Annotated in this window: 22 protein-coding genes; 1 reads left to right on the forward strand and 21 read right to left on the reverse strand. The window is 62.4% G+C overall.

Annotation, left to right across the window (positions count from 1 at the left end):
- Positions 1 to 212: 212 nt before the first annotated feature.
- The 6 genes from APH35_RS17425 to APH35_RS17450 form a co-directional block, all read right to left on the reverse strand.
- Complete coding sequence (locus APH35_RS17425; RefSeq protein ID WP_003252348.1) at positions 213 to 851, reverse strand: protein-L-isoaspartate(D-aspartate) O-methyltransferase; 639 nt, start codon at positions 849 to 851, stop codon at positions 213 to 215.
- Between the two features lie 35 nt (positions 852 to 886).
- Positions 887 to 1,636, reverse strand: a complete 750-nt coding sequence (gene surE / locus APH35_RS17430; protein WP_012270861.1) for a 5'/3'-nucleotidase SurE — start codon at positions 1,634 to 1,636, stop codon at positions 887 to 889.
- Positions 1,624 to 2,682, reverse strand: coding sequence for a tRNA pseudouridine(13) synthase TruD (gene truD / locus APH35_RS17435; protein WP_060515192.1), 1,059 nt, complete (start codon positions 2,680 to 2,682; stop codon positions 1,624 to 1,626). Before truD ends, surE begins: the two co-directional genes overlap by 13 nt.
- Positions 2,679 to 3,152, reverse strand: a complete 474-nt coding sequence (ispF, locus tag APH35_RS17440; protein ID WP_060515193.1) for a 2-C-methyl-D-erythritol 2,4-cyclodiphosphate synthase — start codon at positions 3,150 to 3,152, stop codon at positions 2,679 to 2,681. The genes truD and ispF overlap by 4 nt, the downstream gene beginning before the upstream one ends.
- A gap of 76 nt (positions 3,153 to 3,228) precedes the next feature.
- Positions 3,229 to 4,083 (reverse strand): S-formylglutathione hydrolase, encoded by an 855-nt coding sequence (gene fghA, locus APH35_RS17445; RefSeq protein WP_012270858.1) that lies wholly within the window; start codon positions 4,081 to 4,083, stop codon positions 3,229 to 3,231.
- A gap of 8 nt (positions 4,084 to 4,091) precedes the next feature.
- Positions 4,092 to 5,204 carry an S-(hydroxymethyl)glutathione dehydrogenase/class III alcohol dehydrogenase gene (locus APH35_RS17450; protein WP_060515194.1) on the reverse strand — a complete coding sequence of 371 codons (1,113 nt, stop codon included), beginning with the start codon at positions 5,202 to 5,204 and terminating at the stop codon, positions 4,092 to 4,094.
- A gap of 107 nt (positions 5,205 to 5,311) precedes the next feature.
- Here APH35_RS17450 and APH35_RS17455 point away from each other — a divergent pair, with 107 nt between their 5' ends.
- Positions 5,312 to 6,208 (forward strand): LysR substrate-binding domain-containing protein, encoded by an 897-nt coding sequence (locus tag APH35_RS17455; protein WP_012270856.1) that lies wholly within the window; start codon positions 5,312 to 5,314, stop codon positions 6,206 to 6,208.
- A 69-nt stretch (positions 6,209 to 6,277) separates the two neighbouring features.
- Here the strand turns inward: APH35_RS17455 and ispD are convergent, their stop codons facing one another.
- From ispD to bamA, 15 genes are all read right to left on the reverse strand, one after another.
- The gene (gene ispD, locus APH35_RS17460) at positions 6,278 to 6,985 is read right to left on the reverse strand and encodes a 2-C-methyl-D-erythritol 4-phosphate cytidylyltransferase (protein ID WP_012270855.1); all 708 of its coding nucleotides are present in this window, start codon (positions 6,983 to 6,985) and stop codon (positions 6,278 to 6,280) included.
- Positions 6,982 to 7,263, reverse strand: coding sequence for a cell division protein FtsB (ftsB, locus tag APH35_RS17465; protein WP_012270854.1), 282 nt, complete (start codon positions 7,261 to 7,263; stop codon positions 6,982 to 6,984). The genes ispD and ftsB overlap by 4 nt, the downstream gene beginning before the upstream one ends.
- Before the next feature lie 166 nt (positions 7,264 to 7,429).
- Positions 7,430 to 8,719: a phosphopyruvate hydratase gene (eno, locus tag APH35_RS17470; protein ID WP_012270853.1), complete on the reverse strand. Its 1,290-nt coding sequence runs from the start codon at positions 8,717 to 8,719 to the stop codon at positions 7,430 to 7,432.
- A gap of 154 nt (positions 8,720 to 8,873) precedes the next feature.
- Positions 8,874 to 9,719, reverse strand: coding sequence for a 3-deoxy-8-phosphooctulonate synthase (kdsA, locus tag APH35_RS17475; RefSeq protein WP_012270852.1), 846 nt, complete (start codon positions 9,717 to 9,719; stop codon positions 8,874 to 8,876).
- A 3-nt stretch (positions 9,720 to 9,722) separates the two neighbouring features.
- Positions 9,723 to 11,351 (reverse strand): CTP synthase, encoded by a 1,629-nt coding sequence (locus tag APH35_RS17480; protein ID WP_012270851.1) that lies wholly within the window; start codon positions 11,349 to 11,351, stop codon positions 9,723 to 9,725.
- A gap of 269 nt (positions 11,352 to 11,620) precedes the next feature.
- Entirely contained in the window at positions 11,621 to 12,904 is a 1,284-nt protein-coding gene (tilS, locus tag APH35_RS17485) for a tRNA lysidine(34) synthetase TilS (RefSeq protein WP_060515195.1), read from the reverse strand.
- A 141-nt stretch (positions 12,905 to 13,045) separates the two neighbouring features.
- A complete protein-coding gene (locus tag APH35_RS17490; RefSeq protein ID WP_041166396.1) occupies positions 13,046 to 13,993 on the reverse strand; it encodes an acetyl-CoA carboxylase carboxyltransferase subunit alpha in 948 nt (315 codons plus the stop codon).
- A gap of 107 nt (positions 13,994 to 14,100) precedes the next feature.
- Positions 14,101 to 17,625, reverse strand: coding sequence for a DNA polymerase III subunit alpha (gene dnaE, locus APH35_RS17495; RefSeq protein WP_060515196.1), 3,525 nt, complete (start codon positions 17,623 to 17,625; stop codon positions 14,101 to 14,103).
- 178 nt (positions 17,626 to 17,803) lie between these two features.
- Entirely contained in the window at positions 17,804 to 18,427 is a 624-nt protein-coding gene (gene rnhB / locus APH35_RS17500) for a ribonuclease HII (RefSeq protein WP_012270847.1), read from the reverse strand.
- Between the two features lies 1 nt (position 18,428).
- The gene (gene lpxB, locus APH35_RS17505) at positions 18,429 to 19,556 is read right to left on the reverse strand and encodes a lipid-A-disaccharide synthase (protein ID WP_060515197.1); all 1,128 of its coding nucleotides are present in this window, start codon (positions 19,554 to 19,556) and stop codon (positions 18,429 to 18,431) included.
- A 1-nt stretch (position 19,557) separates the two neighbouring features.
- Complete coding sequence (lpxA, locus tag APH35_RS17510; protein ID WP_012270845.1) at positions 19,558 to 20,334, reverse strand: acyl-ACP--UDP-N-acetylglucosamine O-acyltransferase; 777 nt, start codon at positions 20,332 to 20,334, stop codon at positions 19,558 to 19,560.
- Entirely contained in the window at positions 20,331 to 20,771 is a 441-nt protein-coding gene (gene fabZ, locus APH35_RS17515) for a 3-hydroxyacyl-ACP dehydratase FabZ (protein WP_003252314.1), read from the reverse strand. Before fabZ ends, lpxA begins: the two co-directional genes overlap by 4 nt.
- A 114-nt stretch (positions 20,772 to 20,885) precedes the next feature.
- A complete protein-coding gene (gene lpxD / locus APH35_RS17520) occupies positions 20,886 to 21,941 on the reverse strand; it encodes a UDP-3-O-(3-hydroxymyristoyl)glucosamine N-acyltransferase (RefSeq protein ID WP_060515198.1) in 1,056 nt (351 codons plus the stop codon).
- Between the two features lies 1 nt (position 21,942).
- Entirely contained in the window at positions 21,943 to 22,446 is a 504-nt protein-coding gene (locus tag APH35_RS17525; RefSeq protein ID WP_012270843.1) for an OmpH family outer membrane protein, read from the reverse strand.
- A gap of 44 nt (positions 22,447 to 22,490) precedes the next feature.
- A partial coding sequence (gene bamA, locus APH35_RS17530; protein WP_082425818.1) for an outer membrane protein assembly factor BamA occupies positions 22,491 to 23,678 on the reverse strand: 1,188 nt, incomplete at its 5' end.

Below are 23,678 nucleotides of genomic sequence, written 5' to 3' on the forward strand. Positions count from 1 at the left end.
TGCCGAAAACGATATGAAGACAAGAAATGCAATATTGTTGCAATTATAACCAAGCCAGCCGGTATTGGCAGACTGGAGCAATAGGCTGTTGCAAAGCCCCGGTGTACGCTGGCGCTTCGCCCCGCCAGATAGACAGGGCGAAGCGGCAAGAATTCGCTGCAGGCCCAAAAATACCGCGTGGTGCCTACCCAAACAGCCAATGCAAGCTGGGCTCAGGCCAACGGACCATTGAGCAGCGGCACGAAACGCACAGCCCCCAGCACGCGACGGGAGAACCCATGCTCCTCGCGCACGATCAGCATCAGTTGCTGCGCTTCGCCGGCCGGCCCCACCGGGATGACCATGCGGCCTCCAGGTGCCAGCTGGTCGAGCAATGCCTGCGGCACTTCCGGCGCCACGGCAGTGACGATGATGCCGTTGTACGGCGCCAATGCCGGCCATCCCTCGCAACCATCGCCCCAGCGGAACACCACGTTGCGCAGGTTCAGCTCCACCAGGCGTTCTTTGGCCCGATCCTGCAATACCTTGATGCGCTCCACCGAGAATACCCGCTCGACCAGCTGGGCCAGGATCGCCGTCTGGTAACCCGAGCCGGTGCCGATTTCCAGCACCTTGTCCAGCGGCCCGGCTTCGAGCAGCAGCTCGCTCATGTGGGCAACCATGAACGGTTGCGAGATGGTCTGGTTGTGGCCGATCGGCAACGCGGTGTCTTCATAGGCGCGATGTGCCAGCGCCTCGTCGACGAACAGGTGGCGCGGGGTACGACGGATCACGTCGAGCACCTTGGTATTCGACACACCCTCTTCGCACAGGCGCTGGATCAGCCGCTCCCGGGTACGCTGGGAGGTCATGCCGATACCACGCCGCAGCATATCGTCCTCGCGCATCAGAGCAGGCCCTCCAGCCAACCGTCGAGCTGCTCGAAGGCATCATTGAAGGTGCGATCGAGTTGCAGCGGGGTGATCGATACGTAGCCCTGCATGACCGCGTGGAAGTCGGTGCCCGGCCCCCCATCCTCGGCATCACCGGCCACGGCAATCCAGTAGCCTTCCTTGCCGCGCGGGTTGACCACCTTGGTCGGCGCCGCCGCCCGCGCCCGATGACCGAGGCGGGTGAGCTGGATGCCACGGATGTGCTCCAGCGGCAAGTTGGGGATATTGACGTTGAGTACGGTGCGGGGCGGCAACGCCAGGCGCGACTGTGCCTCGACCAATCGACGGGCGATATAGGCAGCGGTCGGCAGGTTGTCCGGCTGGCGCGACAACAGCGAGAACGCCAGCGAGGTACCGCCGAGGAAACGGCCTTCCAACGCCGCAGCGACCGTACCCGAATACAGCACGTCGTCGCCCAGGTTGGCACCGAGGTTGATCCCCGACACGACCATGTCTGGCGCCTGTGGCAACAACCCATTGAGCCCCAGGTGCACACAGTCGGTTGGCGTGCCGTTGAGGCTGATGAAGCCGTTGGCCAGGGTCTGCGGGTGCAGTGGCCGGTCCAGCGTCAGCGAACTGCTGGCGCCGCTCTTGTCTTGATCCGGGGCGATCACCGCGCACTCGGCGTAATCCGCCAGCGCAGCGTGCAACGCGGCGATGCCGGGTGCGGTAACACCGTCGTCGTTCGAAATCAGAATACGCATGGGCTGTCCGTCTGCCCTGCCGACACCAGATCCACGACTTCACGCACCACCACGGTGGCGAAGCATCCGGCCGGCAGGACGAATTCCAGTTGCAGGATATCAGGCTCGGGATAATGCCACGTCAGGCCGCTAATAGGGAGCCGCAGAATTCGCCGTTCGTGATCCATGCCCGCCTGGGCCAACCACTGGCAAAGTGCCGGCTGCCGTGCGCCAACGGCGTTTTCCAGCTGGGCAGTGGCTGCGCCAGCAGGCGAGGCGCCCTCGCCCCACATAGGGCCAGTCGGGTGCAGATCGAGAATCGCCAGGCGCGGGTCGGCACATTCCGCCTCACCGGCCGGGAAAAAACTACGGCTGTCAGTGAACGCCAGCAGGTCGCCGACCTGGGCGCGAGCCCAGCTGCCGTCAGCGACACGCGCAGCCAGCAGTTGATTGAACAGGAAGCTGCGCCCAGCCGAAAGCAGCCGCGAACGCACGTTGCGCTGCTCAGGCAAAGCCTTGCGGGCAGCCCACTCGAGGGCGTCATGCACGTTACCACCGCCGTGGCCGAAGCGCTGGGTGCCAAAATAGTTGGGCACACCGTTCTGCTTCAGCTGTTCCAGGCGCGTGTCCAGCGCCTGGTGATCGGCTGCCAGAGCCGTCAGGCGCAGGGTAAAACCGTTGGCCGAATGCGCGCCGCGCTGGAGCTTGCGCAGGTGGCGCACCTGCTTGAGCACACGCAGGCTGGCATCCTCGGCCCGCGACAGGTCCGGGTCGGCCTTGCCCGGCAGGTGCAGGCTGAACCACTGGCGGGTCAGCGCCTGGCGGTCCTTCAGGCCGGCATAGCTGATGCTGCGCACGGGCACGCCTGCGGCACGGGCCAGGCGGCGGGCGGCCTCTTCAGTGTTCAGGTCACGCTTCTCGACCCACAGCCACAGGTGCTCGCCCTGCCCCGACAGGGGGATATCCAGCACTTCGTCGACCTGGAAATCCTCGGCCACCGCCTTGAGTACGGCGGTGCCCAACGGTTCGCCCGATGCGCGCGGGCCCAGCAGTTCCAGTTCGGTCATGCTGGCAGCAGCAGGGCGACCGAATGCACGGCAATCCCCTCCTCGCGGCCGGTGAAGCCCAGCTTTTCAGTCGTGGTGGCCTTGACGTTGACCTGGTCGAGCTCGACCTGCAGGTCTTCGGCGATCAGCTGGCGCATGGTCTCGATGTGCGGGGCCATCTTCGGCACCTGCGCGACGATGGTGGCGTCAACATTGCCGACCTTCCAGCCCTTGGCCCTGACGATGCCGACCACATGGCGCAGCAGCGCTCGGCTGTCGGCCCCCTTGAACTGCGGGTCTGTGTCGGGGAAGTGCTTGCCGATGTCGCCCAGCGCCGCGGCGCCCAGCAAGGCATCGCTCAGGGCGTGCAGCAGCACGTCGCCGTCGGAGTGGGCCAGCAGGCCGTATTTGTGGGGGATACGCACCCCGCCCAAGGTAATGAAATCACCGTCGCAGAAACGGTGCACATCGTAGCCATGGCCAATACGCATAGAAAAACGCCCTGAATGAGTCAGGGCGTGATTCTACCTGCTTTGCAGCGGGTTTGGCGGCTTTTGGCCCAGGGTGCTACACCCGCCCCAGTGCCACCGCATGATGGCGCAGGTGCTCCTCGATGAAGCTGGCAATGAAGTAGTAGCTATGGTCATAGCCCGGCTGCAGGCGCAGGGTCAGTGCATGGCCCCCTTTGCGTGCGGCCTGCTCCAGCGCTTCGGGCTTGAGCTGTTTCTCGAGAAAGTCGTCACGGTCGCCCTGGTCAACCAGCAACGGCGGGCACTCGCCAGCAGGGGTTTCGGCCAGCAACACGCTGGCATCCCACTCGCGCCAGCGCGCCCGATCTTCACCCAGGTAGCGGCTGAAAGCTTTCTCGCCCCACGGGCAATCCATCGGGTTGCTGATGGGGGAAAACGCCGACACCGAACGGTAGCGCCCTGGGTTGCGCAAGGCGCACACCAGCGCGCCATGCCCGCCCATGGAGTGGCCGCTGATGCTGCGCTCGCCCGACGCCGGGAAGTGCGCTTCGATCAGGGCTGGCAACTCCTGTACCACATAGTCATGCATGCGGTAATGCTGGGCCCAGGGCTGCTGGGTGGCGTTGAGGTAGAAGCCGGCCCCAAGGCCGAAGTCCCACGCGCCATCCGGGTCGCCCGGCACCTGCTCGCCACGCGGGCTGGTGTCGGGGGCGACGATGATCAGCCCAAGCTCGGCGGCCAGGCGCTGAGCGCCGGCCTTCTGCATGAAGTTCTCGTCGGTACAGGTGAGGCCACTGAGCCAGTACAGCACCGGCAGCTTCTCACCCTGTTCAGCCTGCGGCGGCAGGTACACGGCGAACACCATGTCGCAACCCAGCACCTTGGAGTGATGCCGGTAACGCTTGTGCCAGCCGCCGAAGCTCTTCTGGCAGGAGATGTTATCCAGGCTCATGGCGTACCTCAGAAGTGGATCACGCTACGGATGCTCTTACCTTCATGCATCAGGTCGAAGGCCTTGTTGATGTCTTCCAGGCCCATGGTGTGGGTGATGAAGGTGTCCAGCGGGATTTCGCCCTTCTCGGACATTTCCACGTAGCTTGGCAGCTCGCTGCGGCCTCGCACGCCGCCGAACGCCGAACCGCGCCATACCCGGCCGGTAACCAGCTGGAACGGACGGGTGGCGATTTCCTGGCCGGCACCCGCCACACCAATGATCACCGACTCGCCCCAGCCCTTGTGGCAGCATTCCAGGGCCGCGCGCATCAGTTGTACGTTGCCGATGCACTCGAAGGAGAAGTCCACGCCACCGTCGGTGAGGTCGACAATCACTTCCTGGATCGGGCGGTCGTAGTCTTTCGGGTTGACGCAGTCGGTGGCACCCAGTTGACGGGCGATTTCGAACTTGGCCGGGTTGATGTCGATGGCGATGATACGCGAGGCGTTGGCCTTGACCGCACCGATCACCGCCGACAGGCCGATACCGCCGAGGCCGAAGATGGCCACGGTGTCACCCGGCTTGACCTTGGCGGTGTTGAGCACCGCGCCGATACCGGTGGTGACGCCACAGCCCAGCAGGCAGACCTTTTCCAGGGGGGCTTCCTTCTGGATTTTGGCTACGGAGATTTCCGGCAGCACGGTGTACTCGGAGAAGGTCGACGTGCCCATGTAGTGGAACAGCTGCTGGCCCTTGTACGAGAAACGCGTGGTGCCGTCCGGCATCAGGCCTTTGCCCTGGGTGGCACGAATGGCCTGACACAGGTTGGTCTTGCCCGAGAGGCAGAACTTGCACTTGCCGCATTCCGGGGTATACAGCGGGATCACGTGGTCACCCACGGCAACCGAGGTCACGCCCTCGCCTACCGCTTCGACGATCGCGCCGCCTTCGTGGCCGAGAATCGACGGGAAGATACCCTCCGGGTCCGCCCCGGACAGGGTGTAGGCGTCGGTATGGCAAACACCGCTGGCGACCACGCGCAGCAGCACTTCACCGGCCTTGGGCATGGCCACGTCGACTTCGACGATTTCCAGGGGTTTCTTGGCCTCGAAGGCTACGGCAGCACGGGACTTGATCATCAAAGGTCTCCAGACAGAGGGTCGATTCAGACTTGCAGTGTAATTCAGCCGCTTTTGATGAATAATCCGGGCAAAGACAAAACATTATTGCCATACAGGGATAATCAATGAGCAGCCGCTGGGAAGGCATCGACGAATTCGTCGCCGTAGCCGAATCAGGCCAGTTCACCGCGGCCGCTGAACGGCTGGGAGTATCTTCGTCACATATCAGCCGGCAGATCGCTCGCCTGGAGGAGCGCCTGCAGACGCGCCTGCTGTACCGCAGCACCCGCCGGGTAACCCTGAGCGAGGCCGGGCAAACCTTTCTGCAGCATTGCCAGCGCCTGCAGGATGGCCGCGAGGAAGCCCTGCGCGCCATGGGCGACCTGGCCAGCGAGCCCAAGGGTTTGCTGCGCATGACCTGCGCGGTAGCCTATGGCGAGCGCTTCATCGTGCCACTGGTAACGCGGTTCATGGCGCTGTATCCGCAACTGCGGGTGGATGTGGAACTAAGCAACCATACCCTCGACCTGCTGCATGAAGGCATGGACCTGGCCATCCGCCTGGGCAGGCTGGCCGACTCTCGGCTGGTGGCCACCCGCCTGGCACCCAGGCGCATGTACCTGTGCGCCTCGCCGGCCTATCTCGAGCGCTATGGCCGACCACACAGCCTTTCGGAGCTGGCGCGGCACAATTGCCTGGTGGGCAGTTCGGATTTGTGGGCGCTGCAGCAGGATGGCCGTGAAATCAGCCAGCGGGTGCAGGGCAATTGGCGCTGCAACAGTGGGCAGGCGGTGCTGGATGCGGCGTTGCAAGGGATAGGGTTGTGCCAACTGCCGGATTATTACGTGCTGGAACACCTGAACAACGGTGCGCTGGTGTCACTGCTAGAGGCGCACCAGCCACCAAATACAGCGGTATGGGCGCTATATCCGCAGCAGCGGCACCTTTCGCCGAAGGTACGGCGGTTGGTGGATTACCTGAAGGAAGGGTTGGCGGGGTTGCCGGAATATCGTCTCGGCTGAAGGAGTGCGCTGCTTGTACTGGCCCTTTCGCGGGCATGCCCGTGAAGAAGCCAGCACTGGTCCAAAGCCTTAGCGACGCCCTGCCCAACGCTGGCGCAACCACTCCAAGTCTTCCGGCCGGGTCACCTTGATGTTGTCACTTCGCCCTTCAACCAGCCGCGGCGCTTGACCGGACCACTCGATGGCCGAAGCCTCATCGGTCACCACGACATCCGACACCAGGCACTCGGCCAACGCACGGTGCAACGCACCCAGGCGGAACATCTGCGGCGTATACGCCTGCCAGATGGTGCTGCGGTCCACGGTAGCGCTCACCCGGCCATTGCCATCGGCACGCTTGAGGGTATCGCGCGCCGGCACCGCCAGCAGGCCACCCACCGGGTCGTCTGCCAATTCCGACAACAGCTTGTCCAGGTCGCTGCGCGCCAGGTTTGGCCGCGCGGCATCGTGCACCAGTACCCAATCGCTGTCCGAGGCCCCTTGGGCATGCAGCACCAGCAAGGCGTTGAGCACCGAGTCAGCGCGCTCACGCCCACCTGCCGCGCGCTGGATGCGCGGGTCGCTGGCGTAGCGCAGGCCAGGCCAATACGGGTCGTCATCGGCAATGCTGACTACCACCCCTGCAAGCGCCGGGTGGCCAAGAAAACAATCGAGGCTGTGCTCGAGAAGGGTCTGCCCAGCCAGCTCCAGGTATTGCTTGGGGCGGTCGGCAGCCATGCGGGCACCAACGCCCGCAGCAGGAATCACGGCCCAGAAGGCCGGCAAGGTATTGATCATTTCTGTGGCAACTGGAAGAGGGTTTCGCCCTCTTTGACCATCCCCAATTCATGGCGAGCCCGTTCTTCAACGGTCTCCATGCCTTTTTTCAGCTCCAGCACTTCGGCATCGAGCACGCGGTTACGCTCAAGCAAGCGCTCGTTTTCGGCATGCTGGTCGGCAATCTGCTGCTTCAGCTCGGTCACTTGCGCCAGGCTGCCGTTACCCACCCACAGGCGGTACTGCAGGCCACCCAGCAGCAGGAGCAGAACGAGGAACACCCAATAGGGACTGCGCATCACGTTATCCAGGTTAAAAAGGCTGCCGCATACTTTTTTACGGGGCCTCGAATAGCACGAAGCCTGGCCGAGGCCAGGCTTCGTTGACAGAAACCCGTTGGAACGTAGTTAAGTTCAGTACGAACGTTCCTACCGCTCCGGCTGCTGTCTTTTTACCATCTCTTGCTTAGCCGCGAAACTCGGCACGACCACGGTAAACCGCTTTGGCGCCCAGTTGCTCTTCGATGCGCAGCAGCTGGTTGTACTTGGAAACGCGGTCGGAACGGCACAGCGAACCGGTCTTGATCTGACCCGCGGCAGTACCCACGGCCAGGTCGGCAATGGTCGAGTCTTCGGTTTCACCGGAACGGTGCGAGATCACTGCAGTGTAGCCAGCAGCCTTGGCCATCTGGATCGCTTCCAGGGTTTCGGTCAGCGAGCCGATCTGGTTGAACTTGATCAGGATCGAGTTACCGATACCCTTCTCGATGCCTTCCTTGAGGATCTTGGTGTTGGTCACGAACAGGTCGTCACCGACCAGCTGGACTTTTTCACCGATCTTGTCGGTGAGGATTTTCCAGCCAGCCCAGTCGGACTCGTCCAGGCCGTCTTCGATCGAGATGATCGGGAAGCGCTCGGTCAGGCCTTTCAGGTACTCGGCGAAGCCTTCGGCGTCGAACGACTTGCCTTCGCCGGACAGGTTGTACTTGCCGTCTTCGTAGAATTCGGAAGCCGCGCAGTCCAGGGCCAGGGTCACGTCGGTGCCCAGCTTGTAGCCGGCTTTTTCGACCGCTTCGGCGATGGCGCCCAGGGCGTCTTCGTTGGAAGCCAGGTTAGGCGCGAAACCACCTTCATCACCTACGGCGGTGTTCAGGCCGCGGGCCTTGAGCACGGCTTTGAGGTGGTGGAAGATTTCGGTACCCATGCGCAGGCCGTCGGAGAAGGTCTTGGCGCCAACCGGCTGAACCATGAACTCCTGGATGTCGACGTTGTTGTCGGCGTGCTCGCCACCGTTGATGATGTTCATCATCGGCACCGGCATCGAGTACTGGCCAGGAGTGCCGTTCAGGTTGGCGATGTGCGCGTACAGCGGCAGGTCCTGGTCCTGGGCGGCAGCTTTGGCGGCAGCCAGGGAAACAGCCAGGATGGCGTTGGCGCCCAGCTTGGCCTTGTTCTCGGTACCGTCCAGTTCGATCATGGCGCGGTCCAGGGCCTTCTGGTCGGAAGGGTCCTTGCCCAGCAGCAGCTCACGGATCGGGCCGTTGATGTTGGCGACGGCCTTCAGCACGCCCTTGCCCAGGTAACGGCTCTTGTCGCCATCACGCAGCTCCAGCGCTTCGCGCGAGCCGGTGGAAGCACCGGACGGCGCGCAAGCGCTGCCGATGATGCCGTTGTCGAGCAGTACATCGGCTTCCACGGTGGGGTTGCCACGCGAATCGAGAACTTCACGACCTTTGATGTCGACGATTTTTGCCATTGTTGTAAGCACTCCAGAATTTGACGAAAACAACTTAGCTTAGGAAATTCTTGCCGTTCACCGGGCGGACTTGCTTTGGGCAGGCCAGGTGAAGGGAGCCCCTGACCGACTGGTCAGGGGTGGATCGGGCGGTACTTTACCCGAGAAATGAGCTTTACGCGGTTTCTACCGTCGGAAAACTTTTCACCAGGTCGTCCAATTGCTTGAGCTGGGCCAGGAACGGCTCCAGTTTGTCCAGGCGCAGGGCGCATGGGCCATCGCACTTGGCGTTGTCCGGGTCGGGGTGGGCCTCGAGGAACAGCCCGGCCAGGCCCTGACTCATGCCGGCCTTGGCCAGGTCGGTGACCTGGGCACGGCGGCCACCCGCCGAATCGCTGCGGCCACCCGGCATTTGCAGGGCGTGGGTCACGTCGAAGAACACCGGGTACTCGAACTGCTTCATGATGCCGAAGCCGAGCATGTCCACCACCAAGTTGTTGTAGCCGAAGCTCGAACCACGCTCGCAGAGGATCAACTGGTCATTACCGGCCTCTTCGCACTTGGCCAGGATGTGTTTCATTTCCTGGGGGGCGAGGAACTGGGCCTTCTTGATGTTGATCACCGCGCCGGTCTTGGCCATGGCCACCACCAGGTCAGTCTGCCGCGACAGGAAAGCCGGCAACTGGATGATGTCGCACACCTTGGCGACGGGCTCGGCCTGGTAAGGCTCGTGTACGTCGGTAATCACCGGCACGTTGAAGGTGCGCTTGATCTCTTCGAAGATCTTCAGCCCCTCTTCCATGCCTGGGCCACGGTAGGACGTCACCGACGAACGGTTGGCCTTGTCGAAGCTGGCCTTGAACACATACGGGATACCGAGCTTTTCGGTAACCCGCACATACTCTTCGCAGACCTTCATTGCCAGGTCACGGGATTCCAGGACGTTCATGCCGCCGAACAGGACGAACGGCTTGTCGTTGGCGATCTCGATGTTACCGACGCGAATGATCTTCTGGGTCATTGATCAGGCCTTGTTCTTCTGAGCCAGAGCTGCCTTGACGAAACCACTGAACAGCGGGTGGCCGTCACGTGGGGTCGAAGTGAATTCCGGGTGGAACTGGCAAGCGACGAACCATGGGTGGTCCTTGGACTCGACCACTTCCACCAGCGCGCCGTCTTCGGAACGACCGGAAACCACCAGGCCTGCGTCGACCAGCTGCGGCAGCAGGTTGTTGTTCACTTCGTAGCGGTGACGGTGACGCTCGGTGATCACGTCCTTGCCGTAGCAGTCGTGCACCTTGGAACCGGCAGCCAGCTGGCAGTCCTGAGCACCCAGGCGCATGGTACCGCCCAGGTCGGAAGCCTCGTCGCGGGTCTCGACGGCACCGGTGGCATCGGCCCACTCGGTGATCAGGCCGACCACAGGGTGGCCGCTGTTACGGTCGAATTCGGTGGAGTTGGCGTCTTTCCAACCCATCACGTTACGGGCGAACTCAATCACCGCCACTTGCATGCCCAGGCAGATACCCAGGTACGGCACCTTGTTCTCACGGGCGTATTGCACCGCGGTAATCTTGCCTTCCACGCCGCGCAGGCCGAAACCGCCAGGCACCAGGATGGCATCGGCGCCTTCGAGCAGGCTGGTGCCCTGGTTCTCGATGTCTTCCGAGTCGATGTAGCGCAGGTTGACCTTGGTGCGGTTGGTGATGCCGGCGTGGCTCATTGCCTCGATCAGCGACTTGTACGCATCCAGCAGTTCCATGTACTTGCCGACCATGGCAATGGTCACTTCGTGCTCTGGGTTGAGCTTGGCATCGACCACTTTGTCCCACTCGGACAGGTCGGCGCCGTTGCACTGCAGGCCGAAGCGCTCGACGACGAAGTCGTCCAGGCCCTGTGCGTGCAGTACGCCCGGGATCTTGTAGATGGTGTCGACGTCTTCCAGCGAAATCACCGCACGCTCTTCAACGTTGGTGAACAGCGCGATCTTGCGACGCGACGAGGCATCGACCGGGTGGTCGGAGCGGCAGATCAGCACATCAGGCTGCAGGCCGATGGAGCGCAGCTCCTTGACCGAGTGCTGGGTCGGCTTGGTCTTGGTTTCGCCAGCGGTGGCGATGTACGGGACCAGGGTCAGGTGCATCAGCATGGCACGCTTGGAGCCCACTTCGACGCGCAGCTGGCGAATGGCCTCGAGGAACGGCTGCGACTCGATGTCACCCACGGTACCGCCGATTTCCACCAGGGCCACGTCGGCATCGCCGGCGCCCTTGATGATGCGACGCTTGATTTCGTCGGTGATGTGCGGGATGACCTGGATGGTCGCGCCCAGGTAATCACCACGGCGCTCCTTGCGCAGAACGTGCTCGTAGATACGGCCGGTGGTGAAGTTGTTGTTCTGGGTCATGGTGGTGCGGATGAACCGCTCGTAGTGGCCCAGGTCGAGGTCGGTCTCGGCGCCATCGTGGGTGACGAACACTTCACCATGCTGGAACGGGCTCATGGTGCCCGGATCGACGTTGATGTACGGATCCAGCTTGAGCATGGTGACCTTCAGGCCCCGCGCTTCCAGGATGGCCGCCAGGGAAGCCGAGGCAATGCCTTTCCCCAATGAAGAAACAACACCGCCCGTGACGAATATGTAGCGCGTCATGAAAAACCCTAGAAGTCTGCGTTAAGGCGGCCAGCGCCGCCGGAGAAAGCGAAGGAAGGCCGAAGCCCCCGATCACCTGCGTCAATCACAGTGCATCTCGAAAAACTGCCGCGTCTGTACAGACCAGGGGTATCCCCGGCATGGAGCTCGCTCGTCATTTCCAGAATCAGCCCAGCAAAAAACTGCTTGGTAATCGGCAACCCCTGTGTTTTCGCGGAACCCACAGAAGTTGTATCAAGAAGGGAGGGTAGTCTACCGGAATGTACCCTTCAGCTCAAACCTTGCGCGTTCGTCGGTAACTGCCAATGCAGCTGGCAATCCGCCTGCACCTGCCTGGGCAAGTTGGCCACTGCCAGCAGGCGTTCGCCCCGATACAGCAGCGGCAGGCGCGAACGCAGGAAATGCGGCACTTGCTGCTCGTTGAGCAGGCGCTTGAGGTCGCGCCGTCCACGGCCGGGGATCTCCAGCATTTCACCACCCAGGCGGTAGGCGATGCGCAACCCATCGAGCTGGCCTGCGCCAACAAGACGCACACTACCATTGCCCGGCAACAGCAACGGCTCGTCAGGATCAGCCCAAGCCAGCTGGCCGGTGGGTGTCTTCAGCCAATCGCCACTCAACCACCAGACGCGCCCTTGGCTACGCAGCAACCGCCCATCGGCAAGCGACCAGACTGGCTGGGCATCGGCGCCGGCATCGCGCAGGTCTGCCCAGCCAGCCCAATGCCGCGTGTCGGGCAAACGGGTGCGCTGGCTCAGCCAATATTGCAAGGCATTGCGTTGACGGGACGGCGAAAGCGTCGCCAGGGCAACCAGGCCGAGCGATGGTAGCGCCGACCACGCGGCGGGTGCCCCCTCCTGCGCGCGCGCCAGGTCGGCCTGGGCCAGCTCGTCCAGCAGGCCCAGGGCCTCACCCAAGTGCTCTGCAGCGCGGGCGAGGTTCTGACTGGCTTGTGGCCAACGTTGTTGCAAGCGCGGGAACACCTCGCCGCGCAGGTAGTTGCGGGCGAAATGTGTGTCAGTGTTCGACGGGTCTTCGATCCAGGCCAGCCGGTGGGCGCTGGCGTAGTCCTGCAACTGTTGCCGGGCACACCCCAGCAACGGCCTGGCCAGGCTGCCCTGCCCTAGCGCCCGCTGCCCCGGCATTGCCGCAAGGCCACGCAGACCGGCGCCGCGCAGCAGGCGGAACAGCAGGGTTTCAGCCTGGTCGTCGCGGTGCTGGCCGGTGAACAGGATGTCGCCAGGGCCGAGCGTTTGCTTGAAAGCGGCATAGCGGGCGTCGCGAGCGGCCTGTTCGACACTCGCGCCAGGGCTGACCTGGACGTGGATGACCTGGAGTTCGATGCCGAGATTGTCGCAGATGGCTTGGCAATGGGCAGGCCAGGCGTCAGCGGCGGTTTGCAGGCCGTGATGGACATGAATGGCGCGCAACGGGGGGGACGCGTGGTTGCGGGCGTAGTCAACCAGCAGGTGCAGGAGGACGGTGGAGTCGAGGCCGCCGGAGTAGGCGATGTACCAGTTGGGGGCATTGAGCCAGGGGTTGAGGTTGATCATCTAGCCCTCGCTCGATTCAACAAAGCATTCGCGGGCACGCCCGCTCCCACAAGTATGCCGCTAGCCCCGAGGGTAGAGCATTACCTGTGCAAGCGGGCGTGCCCGCGAACACCGGCGAAGCCGGTGCCCGTCATCTCGCTATCAGAGGCCGTAGCTCATCAGGCGCTCGTAACGGCGTGCCAGCAGCGCGTCGTTGTCGAACTTGCCGAGCATGTCCAGTTGCTGCACCAGGTCGGCACGGATGGCTTCCGACATCTTGGCCGGGTCACGGTGGGCGCCGCCCAGCGGCTCCTGGATGACCTTGTCGACAATGTTCAAGCTCTTCAGGCGCTCGGCAGTGATGCCCATTGCCTCGGCGGCGTCAGCGGCTTTGTCGGCAGTCTTCCACAGGATCGAAGCGCAGCCTTCCGGCGAGATCACCGAGTAGGTGGAGTACTGCAGCATGTTCAGTTGGTCGCACACGCCGATGGCCAGTGCACCGCCAGAACCACCCTCACCGATTACGGTGGCGATGATCGGGGTTTTCAGGCGCGCCATCACGCGCAGGTTCCAGGCGATTGCCTCGCTCTGGTTGCGCTCCTCGGCGTCGATGCCTGGGTATGCACCTGGGGTGTCGATGAAGGTCAGGATCGGCATTTTGAAGCGCTCGGCCATCTCCATCAGGCGGCAAGCCTTGCGGTAGCCTTCCGGGCGCGGCATGCCGAAGTTGCGACGCACCTTCTCGCGTACTTCGCGGCCCTTCTGATGACCAATGACCATGACTGGCTTGCCGTCCAGGCGGGCGGTACCGCCTACGATGGCAGCGTCATCGGAGAAGTGGCGGTCACCGTGCAGCTCTTCGAACTCGGTGAAGATGTGCTCCAGGTAGTCCAGGGTATAAGGACGACGTGGGTGACGGGCCAGGCGGGCGATCTGCCAGCTTGTCAGGTTGCCGAAGATGCTTTCGGTCAGGGTGTTGCTCTTGTCTTGCAGACGGGCAATTTCATCGCTGATGTTCAGCGAGTTGTCGTTACCTACCAGGCGCAGGCCTTCGATCTTGGCTTGCAGGTCGGCAATCGGCTGTTCGAAATCGAGAAAATTCGGGTTCATAGTCATCCGTCTTGGGTCTACGGCCAGGCGGCCGGCCGGTTGATCCGTTTGGCGCCATACCTTAAGGGATCAGGCGCATTCAGGTCGAGATTAAATGTTTTGTCGGTTCAACGATATTGCAGGAAGACGTTCTCACGCCCGAACTGGTCACGCAGCGCCTGAATCAGCCCGTCCGCCGGGTCGATCGCCCACTGCTCGCCGAACTGCAGCATGGCCTTGGCGTCGCTGCCGGTGTACTCCAGGGTGATCGGGCAAGCACCGCGATGGCGGGTGATCAGCTCACCCAGCCACTTCAGCCGGTCGCCCTTCAGGGCATCGTGCGCCACTTTCAGGCGCAGGCTCTCGGCCAGCTTGGTGCGTGCGTCTTCCATGGTCATGACCTGCTTAACCCGCAGGCGCAGGCCGCCGGAGAAGTCGTCGTTGCTGACCTCGCCTTCGACCACCACCATGGCATCGGCCTGCAGCAAGGACTGTGCCGCGATGTAGGCATCTGCGAACAGGGAAGCCTCTATGCGCCCGGAGCGGTCATCCAGGGTAACGAAGCCCATCTTGTCGCCCTTTTTGTTCTTCATCACCCGCAAGGCGATGATCATGCCGGCGATGGTCTGGGTTTCGCGCGACGGCTTGAGGTCGATGATGCGCTGGCGGGCGAAGCGGCGGATCTCGGTCTCGTACTCGTCGATCGGGTGGCCGGTCAGGTACAAGCCAAGGGTGTCTTTTTCGCCCTTCAAGCGCTCCTTGAGGGTCAGCTCGCGGACCTTGCGGTGGTTGGCATAGACGTCGACTTGCGCCTCGTCGAACATGCTGCCGAACAGATCGACGTGACCGCTGTCAGCGGTGTGGGCCGCTTGCTCGGCAGCCTTGATGGCCTCACCCAGCGCCGAGAGCAAGGTCGCACGGTTGATGTCGATGTTGGCCTGGTAGGCCTTTATCTCGTCATGGAAGTGCGGGCCCAGCCGGTCCAGCGCGCCGCTGCGCACCAGCGCATCGAGGGTACGCTTGTTCACCCGTTTGAGATCGATGCGGTCACAGAAGTCGAACAGGTCCTTGAACGGGCCGCCCTGGGCACGGGCCTCGACGATTGCTTCCACCGGGCCTTCGCCGACGCCCTTGATGGCACCCAGGCCGTAGACGATACGGCCGTCGTTGTTGACGGTGAACTTGAAGTCGGAGAAGTTCACGTCTGGCGCGTCCAGGCGCAACTTCATGCTGCGAACTTCTTCTACCAGCACCACCACCTTGTCGGTGTTGTGCATATCCGCCGACAGTACCGCAGCCATGAATGGCGCCGGGTAGTGGGTTTTCAGCCAGGCGGTCTGGTAGGACACCAGGCCATAGGCTGCGGAGTGAGATTTGTTGAAACCGTAACCGGCGAACTTTTCTACCAGGTCGAAGATGTTACCAGCCAGGTCCGCATCGATATTGTTGGCCACGCAACCTTCGATGAAACCACCGCGCTGCTTGGCCATTTCCTCGGGCTTTTTCTTACCCATCGCCCGGCGCAGCATGTCGGCGCCGCCCAGGGTATAGCCTGCCATCACCTGGGCGATCTGCATCACCTGTTCCTGGTACAGGATGATGCCGTAGGTGGGCGCCAGTACCGGCTTGAGGCCTTCGTACTGGTAGTCCGCATGTGGGTAGGCCAGCTCGGCGCGGCCGTGCTTGCGGTTGATGAAGTCGTCCACCATGCCCGATTGCAGCGGGCCGGGGCGGAACAGTGCCACCAGTGCGATGAGGTCTTCCAGGCAGTCGGGCTTGAGCTTCTTGATCAGCTCCTTCATGCCCCGCGATTCAAGCTGGAACACGGCCGTGGTTTCGGCCTTCTGCAACAGCTCGTAGGTCTTGCGGTCATCCAGCGGGATGAAGTCGATGTTCAAGTCGGGCAGGTTGTTCTTGGCCTGCTCGCGGTTGATGATCTCCATCGCCCACTTGATGATGGTCAGGGTACGCAGGCCGAGGAAGTCGAACTTCACCAGGCCGGCGGCCTCGACGTCATCCTTGTCGAACTGGGTGACCAGGCCACCGCCTTCTTCATCACAAGCGATCGGCGAAAAATCGGTAAGCTTGGTCGGCGCGATAACCACACCACCGGCGTGCTTGCCGGTACCCCGGGTCACACCTTCCAGCTTCAGGGCCATGTCCCAGATTTCGCGGCCGTCTTCGTCGCTTTTGAGGAAGTCGCGCAGGATTTCTTCCTGCTCGTAGGCCTTCTCCAGGGTCATGCCCACTTCGAACGGGATCATCTTCGACAGGCGATCGGCCAGGCCGTAGGACTTGCCCTGCACCCGCGCCACGTCACGCACCACCGCCTTGGCGGCCATGGTACCGAAGGTGATGATCTGGCTTACCGCGTTACGGCCGTAGGCCTCGGCCACGTAGTCGATGACCCGGTCGCGGCCGTCCATGCAGAAGTCGACGTCGAAGTCGGGCATGGAAACACGTTCAGGGTTCAGGAAGCGCTCGAATAGCAGGTCATAGGCCAGCGGGTCAAGGTCGGTGATCTTCAGTACGTAGGCCACCAGCGAGCCGGCACCCGACCCCCGCCCCGGGCCGACCGGCACATCGTTGTTCTTGGCCCACTTGATGAAGTCCATGACGATCAGGAAGTAACCGGGGAAGCCCATCTGGATGATGATATCCAGCTCGAACTTCAGGCGGTCGAGGTAAACCTGGCGCTTCTCTTCGTAATTGGGCGTGGTGTCTTTCGGCCACAGCACCGCCAGGCGCTCTTCAAGGCCCTCGTAGGACACATGCCGCAGGTAATCGTCGATGCCCATGCCGTTGGGCGTCGGGAAGTCAGGCAGGAAGTATTTGCCCAACTGCACCTGGATGTTGCAGCGCTTGGCGATTTCGACCGTGTTGGCGATGGCGTCGGGCAGGTCGCTGAACAACTCGGCCATTTCCTCGGCCGACTTCAGGTACTGCTGGTCGCTGTAGCCACGCGGGCGGCGTGGGTCGTCGAGGGTCCAGCCTTCGCCGATGCATACACGGGTTTCGTGGGCGTCGAAGTCCGACTGCTTGATGAAACGCACGTCGTTGGTGGCCACCAGCGGCGCGCCAAGCTTGTCGGCCAGGGCTACCGCAGCGTGCACGTATTCCTCGTCGCGGGCGCGATTGGTGCGCTGTACTTCTACATAGAAGCGCTCGGGGAACATGCCCATCCAGTCTTGCAGCAGGGCTTGGGCTTCATCGTCTCGACCATTGAGCAAGGCCATGCCGATGTCGCCTTCCTTGCCCGCAGACAGGGCAATCAGGCCTTCGCTGGCGGGGGCGATCCATTCACGCTGGAGGATGACCAGGCCGTTTCGCTGGCCGTCGGTCCAGCCCCGCGAGATCAATTCGGTGAGGTTGCGATAGCCCTGGGGGTTCATGGCCAGGAAGCAAATGCGCGACAGCGGGGCTTCCGGGTCGGCACCGGCCAGCCACAGGTCGGCACCGCAGATCGGTTTGATGCCGGCGCCCATGGCCGTTTTGTAGAACTTCACCAGCGAGCACATGTTGCTCTGGTCGGTGATCGCCACCGCTGGCATGTTCATCCCGGCCAGCGCCTTGGCCAGCGGTTTGATCCGCACCAGACCGTCGACCAGCGAGAATTCGGAGTGGACGCGCAGGTGAACGAAGGGAACCGACATGGAAGATCCTGTAGCAGTGCTTAACGACAAGGGCGGGATTGTAGCTTAAATGGGGAGGGGATTTGGGGCTGCGTCGCAGCCCTTCGCGGGCACCCCCGCTCCCACCGAGAGATTGCTGCCATCAGCAGCGACGCCGCACCTGCGGCAGCGGGCAAGCCCGCGAAGCGGCCCTGGCAGGTCAGATCAGGGAATCGGTGACGCCTTCACGCGCTTCCCACGCCGCCCGCACCGGGGCAAACGAACGCCGATGAATGGGCGTAGGCCCCAGGCGCGCGAGCGCCTCAAGGTGCACGGGAGTCGGGTAACCCTTGTGCCCGCCGATGCCATACCCTGGGTAGATCAGTTCGAATGCACTCATTTCCCGATCACGGGTTACTTTGGCCAGGATCGATGCCGCCGCAATGGCCGGCACCTGGCTATCGCCCTTGACCACAGGCGACGCCGGCACGGCCAGCTTCGGGCAGCGGTTGCCATCGATCAAGGCCAGCTTGGGGGTAATGTGCAGGCCTTCCACCGCACGTTGCATGGCCAGCATGGTGGCTTGCAGGATATTCAGGCGGTCGATTTCCTCGACCTCGGCGCGGGCGATGCAGAAGCTCAGGGCCTTTTCGCAGATCTCGTCGAACAGCGCCTCGCGTTTGGCCTCAGTGAGTTTCTTCGAATCGTTCAGGCCAAGAATCGGTCGCGCAGGGTCGAGGATCACTGCCGCCGTAACCACTGCGCCGCACAGCGGGCCACGGCCCACTTCGTCAACGCCGGCAACCAGGTCTTCGACCAGGTTGAAGTCCAGTCCAATTTGCATGTCAGCGGTCCTTGAGCAGGGCCAGTACCGCCTCGGCCGCCTGGTTGGAGGCGTCACGGCGCAGGGTGCGGTGAATTTCGTCGAAACGTTCGGTCTGTTGGCTACCATCGCGCACCAGCGGCGCAAGGGTGTTGGCCAACGCTTGGCTGGTGGCTTGGTCCTGCAGCAGCTCGGGCACCAGCTCGCGTTGGGCCAGCAGGTTCGGCAACGACACGTAGGGGCTTTTCACCAGCCGCTTGAGAATCCAGTAGGTCAACGGTGCCAGGCGGTACGCCACCACCATCGGCCGCTTGTACAGCAGCGCTTCGAGGGTCGCAGTGCCCGAAGCGATCAACACCGCGTCACAGGCCGCCAGGGCTTGGTGCGACTGGCCATCGAGCAAGGTCAGCGGCAGCTGGCGCCCTTCAAGCATGTGCTCGACCTGGGCACGCCGCGCAGCGTTGGCACAGGGCAGCACAAAGCGCACACCCGGCACCTGCTGACACAGGTGCTCGGCTGCATCGAGGAATAACGCGCCCAAGCGCCCTACTTCACCACCCCGGCTACCGGGCATCAGCGCCACTATCGGCCCTTCGCCCAGGCCCAGTGCGGCACGCGCGGCCGAGCGGTCAGCTTCAAGCGGGATGGTGTCGGCCAGCGGGTGGCCGACAAAGCGCACCGGTACACCTTGCTCTTCGTAGAAGCGCGCCTCAAACGGCAACAGCGTCAGCATCAGGTCGCAACCTTCGCGAATCTTCAGCACACGCTTCTGCCGCCAGGCCCACACTGATGGGCTGACGTAGTGCACGGTCTTGATGCCGGCCTGACGCAGTTTCAGTTCGATATTGAGGGTGAAGTCCGGGGCGTCGATACCGATGAAAACGTCGGGTTTTTCGTCGATCAACGTCTGGATCAATAGCTTGCGGCGCTTGAGCAGCTCGCGCAGGCGCCCCAGTACTTCGACCAGGCCCATGACGGCCAGGCGCTCCATGGGGAAATAGGATTGCAGGCCTTCGGCTTCCATCAAAGGGCCGCCAACGCCGATAAAACGTACATCAGGGTGACGTGCCTTGAGGGCACGCATCAAGCCTGAACCCAGAATATCGCCGCTGGCCTCACCGGCGACCAGCGCTACGCAAAGCTGGGCCATATCAGCGTGTAATACCGCGGGCGGAGCTCACGATCGACTGACGGAACAGCTCGACCTCAGGATGTTGCGCGGCCGGCTCGGCCAGCTCCTTGAGCGCGTCTTCGACGGTCAGGCCCTGACGGTAGACAATCTTGTAGCAGCGACGCAGCACGTGGATCACCTCGTCGCTGAAACCACGGCGGCGCATGCCTTCGAAGTTCATGCTGCGGGCTTCGGCCGGGCTGCCGAACACCGTCACGAAAGCCGGAACATCCTTGCCAATCGCCGTACCCATGCCGGAAAACGCGTGGGCGCCAATGTGGCAGTACTGGTGAACCAGGGTGTAGCCGGACAGGATCGCCCAGTCACCCACATGCACATGACCGGCCAGCGCCGTGTTGTTGACCAGGATGCAGTGGTTGCCGATGACGCTGTCGTGGCCAATGTGGGCGTAGGCCATGATCAGGTTGTGGTCACCCACGGTGGTCTCCGCGCGGTCCTGAACAGTACCACGGTGGATGGTCACCCCTTCGCGGATCACATTGTGATCGCCAATCACCAGGCGCGTCGGCTCCCCCTTGTACTTGAGGTCCGGGGTGTCTTCACCGATCGAGGAAAACTGAAAGATACGGTTGTGCTTGCCAATGCGGGTCGGCCCCTTGAGCACAACATGCGGGCCGATAACGGTGCCCTCCCCGATTTCTACATCAGGGCCAACGATCGACCAAGGGCCGACCTCGACCCCATCGGCCAGCTTGGCCGACGGATCGATAATGGCCCGAGGATCAATCGAATTCATAGGGAGCGTTCCGCGCAGGTGATTTCTGCCGAGCAAACCGGTTTGCCATCGACCAGGGCGCGGCATTCGAACTTCCAGATCATGCTTTTGCGGCTGAGGAACTTGGCTTCCAGCACCAACTGGTCACCCGGCAGTACCGGCTGACGGAAACGCAGTTTGTCGGAACCGACGAAATAGTACAGGGTGCCATCGGCCGGCTTGGCATCGAGCATCTTGAAACCAAGGATGCCGGCCGCCTGGGCCATGGCTTCGATGATCAGGACGCCCGGCATGATCGGGTGCGCCGGGAAGTGGCCATTGAAAAACGGCTCGTTGATGCTGACATTCTTGTAGGCACGAATGCTCTGGGCCTCGAAGTCCAGATCCGTCACACGATCCACCAGCAGGAACGGGTAGCGGTGAGGCAGGTATTCGCGAATCTCGTTGATGTCCATCATTTCGGGGGGGAAGCCTGTAATAAGAATAGGGAGCGCAGGTGCTGACCACACGCTCCTTTTGCAATCCAAAGAGGAGCCAGCTAGCGACTGTTCACTCTTGCTCAGGGAATGGTATCAGCCTTCTGATGTCGGCAGGCCACCTGAGGTCACGGTATCGACGCGTTTTTCCAGCTGCTGAAGACGTTTGGCCATGTCATCCAGCTGGCGGATACGCGCAGCGCTCTTGCGCCAGTCAGCCAGAGGCTGCATGGCTGTGCCGGATGAATAGGAACCGGGTTCGGTGATCGAACGGGTTACCATTGTCATCCCGGAAACAAATACGTTATCGCAAATATCGATGTGCCCCACCAGGCCCACGCCGCCGGCCAGCATGCAATGCTTGCCGATGCGTGTACTGCCGGAGATGCCTACGCAAGCGGCCATAGCCGTGTGGTCACCGATCTGCACGTTGTGGGCGATCTGGATCTGGTTGTCGAGCTTGACCCCGTCCCCGATCCGCGTGTCGGACAGCGCACCACGGTCAACGGCAGTATTGACGCCGATTTCCACGTCATCACCAATGGTGACGCCACCAATCTGGGCAATCTTGCGCCAGATGCCCTTCTCATTGGCAAAACCGAAGCCTTCGCCGCCGATCACAGCACCCGACTGGATGACCACACGCTTGCCGATGGTGACGTCGTGATACAACGTAACCCGCGGCGCCAGCCAGCCGCCCTCACCTACAACGCAACGCGCACCGACGAAGCAATGTGCGCCGATGCTGACATCAGCCTCGATACGTGCACCACTTTCGATGACCGCGAACGGCCCGACGCTGGCGCTGGCGTCTACCTGCGCGTCCTCAGCCACCACGGCGCTGGGATGGATTCCCGCCACAGCCTTGGGTTTAGGGTCGAACAGGTGGGAAATACGCGCATACGCCTGGTAGGGGTCGGCCACGATCAGGGCATTGCCAGCGAAACTTTCGGCATCCGCGGCCTTGAGCAATACCGCACCCGCCTGGCAGTTATCCAGGTACTTGCGGTACTGCGGGTTGGCGAGGAAGCTCAACTGACCGGGGCCAGCCTCTTGCAAGGTGGCCAGCCCGGTAATCTGCAGCGCCTCGGGCCCCTTGAGGGTGGCACCGAGGGCCTCGGCCAGTTGGCCTAGCGTCATGGTCACACTCATATCAACGGGCTTGGTTCATGCGCTCGATGACCTGGCGGGTGATGTCGTACTGAGGTTTGACATCGATGACCGCACCACGCTCGAGAACGAGGTCGAAACCGCCTTTCTTGATCACTTCCTCGACGGCGCCATCCAGCTTCGGCTTCAGCTGCTTGAGCATATCGCGGTCAGCGACGGCCTTGGCTTCGTTCAGCTCCTTGGACTGGAACTGGAAGTCGCGGGCCTTTTGCTTGAACTCGAGCTCCAGGCGCTCACGCTCCTGCTGCTGCATCTTGTCACCGCCCTTGATCAGGCGGTCCTGGATGCCCTTGGCGCTGCTTTCCAGGCTTTTCAGCTTGGTCAGTTGCGGGCCGAACTTCTTCTCGGCATCGACCGCGTACTTCTTGGCGGCATCCGACTCGAGCAGGGCCATCTGATAGTTCAGCACGGCTACCTTCATTTCGGCGAAAGCCGGGGTGGCGACCAGCGCCGCGGCCACTACGGCCAGTTGAGCCAATTTACGCACGATGCACTCCTGGATAAACCGTTGTCATTAAGCAGGGGCCGACCTTAGAAGGTCTGGCCCAGAGAGAATTGGAACACCTGGGTATCGGCATCGTCCGGCTTCTTGACCGGCATTGCCAGGCTGAAGCTCAGCGGGCCCAGTGCGGTAATCCAGGTGACACCCAGGCCGACCGAACTGGCCATGCCCGAGAAGCCGACCTTCTCGCAATCAGGTTTGTTGCCGCAATTGGTGTCGAACACGTTACCCACGTCCCAGAACACGGACGTGCGCAGCGAACGCTGATCCTTGACGAACGGCAGCGGGAACAGCAATTCGACGCCACCTTGAACCAGCACGTTGCCACCGAACGGCAGCGGATCCTGGTCCGGGTCACGGATGGTACCGGGTTTGCCGTTAGGATCATCCGCGCCACGGCTCGGGGTACTGCGCGGGCCCAGGCTGCTGTCCTTGAAGCCACGGACAGAGTTGAAGCCACCTGCGAAGTAGTTCTCGTAGAACGGCAGGCCCGATGTACTGCCATAACCATCACCATAGCCCAGTTCGGTGTGCAGGCGCAGGGTGTAGTCGTTGCTGATCGGCTGGAACAGCTGCCCACGGTAGTCGAGCTTGAAGAACGACAGGTCGCTGCCCGGAATGGTGGATTCCAGGGTCAGGCTTTGCGAGTGACCACGGGTGGCCAGCACGCCTTTGTTCAAGGTCGATTCGGACCAACCGATCGAAGCCTTGAAGTTCAGGAAGTTGTCGCCTTCCTGGTCGAGGAAATCGAAGATCTCGTCAACGGTGTACTTACCGGTCTTGATCTTGTCCTGCTGCACGCTCAGGCCGTAGGTCAGGCGCGAGGTTTCGCTGATCGGGTAGCCCAGGCTCACGCCGGCACCGTAGCTGTCCACCGCATAGCTGGCCACGTCGACGTCGAGGTCGTCGTAGTCGGTGCTGCGGTAGAAGGCGTTGTAGCCCAGGCTGACGCCATCGGCAGTGAAGTAGGGATCAACGAAGCCGAAGTTGTAGCGGGTCTGGTATTCCGAACGGGTCAGGCCGACGGATACTTTGTTACCGGTACCGAGGAAGTTGCTCTGGCTGATCGAACCACCGAGGATCAGGCCGGCGCTCTGGGCGAAACCGACGCTGGCGGTGATCGAGCCGGAGGCCTGCTCTTCGACGCTGTAGTTGACGTCGACCTGGTCGTCGGTGCCCGGCACCGGTGGGGTCTCTACGTTGACTTCCTTGAAAAA

The organism is Pseudomonas sp. NBRC 111132 (assembly GCF_001320565.1).
Lineage (GTDB): Bacteria > Pseudomonadota > Gammaproteobacteria > Pseudomonadales > Pseudomonadaceae > Aquipseudomonas > Aquipseudomonas putida_P.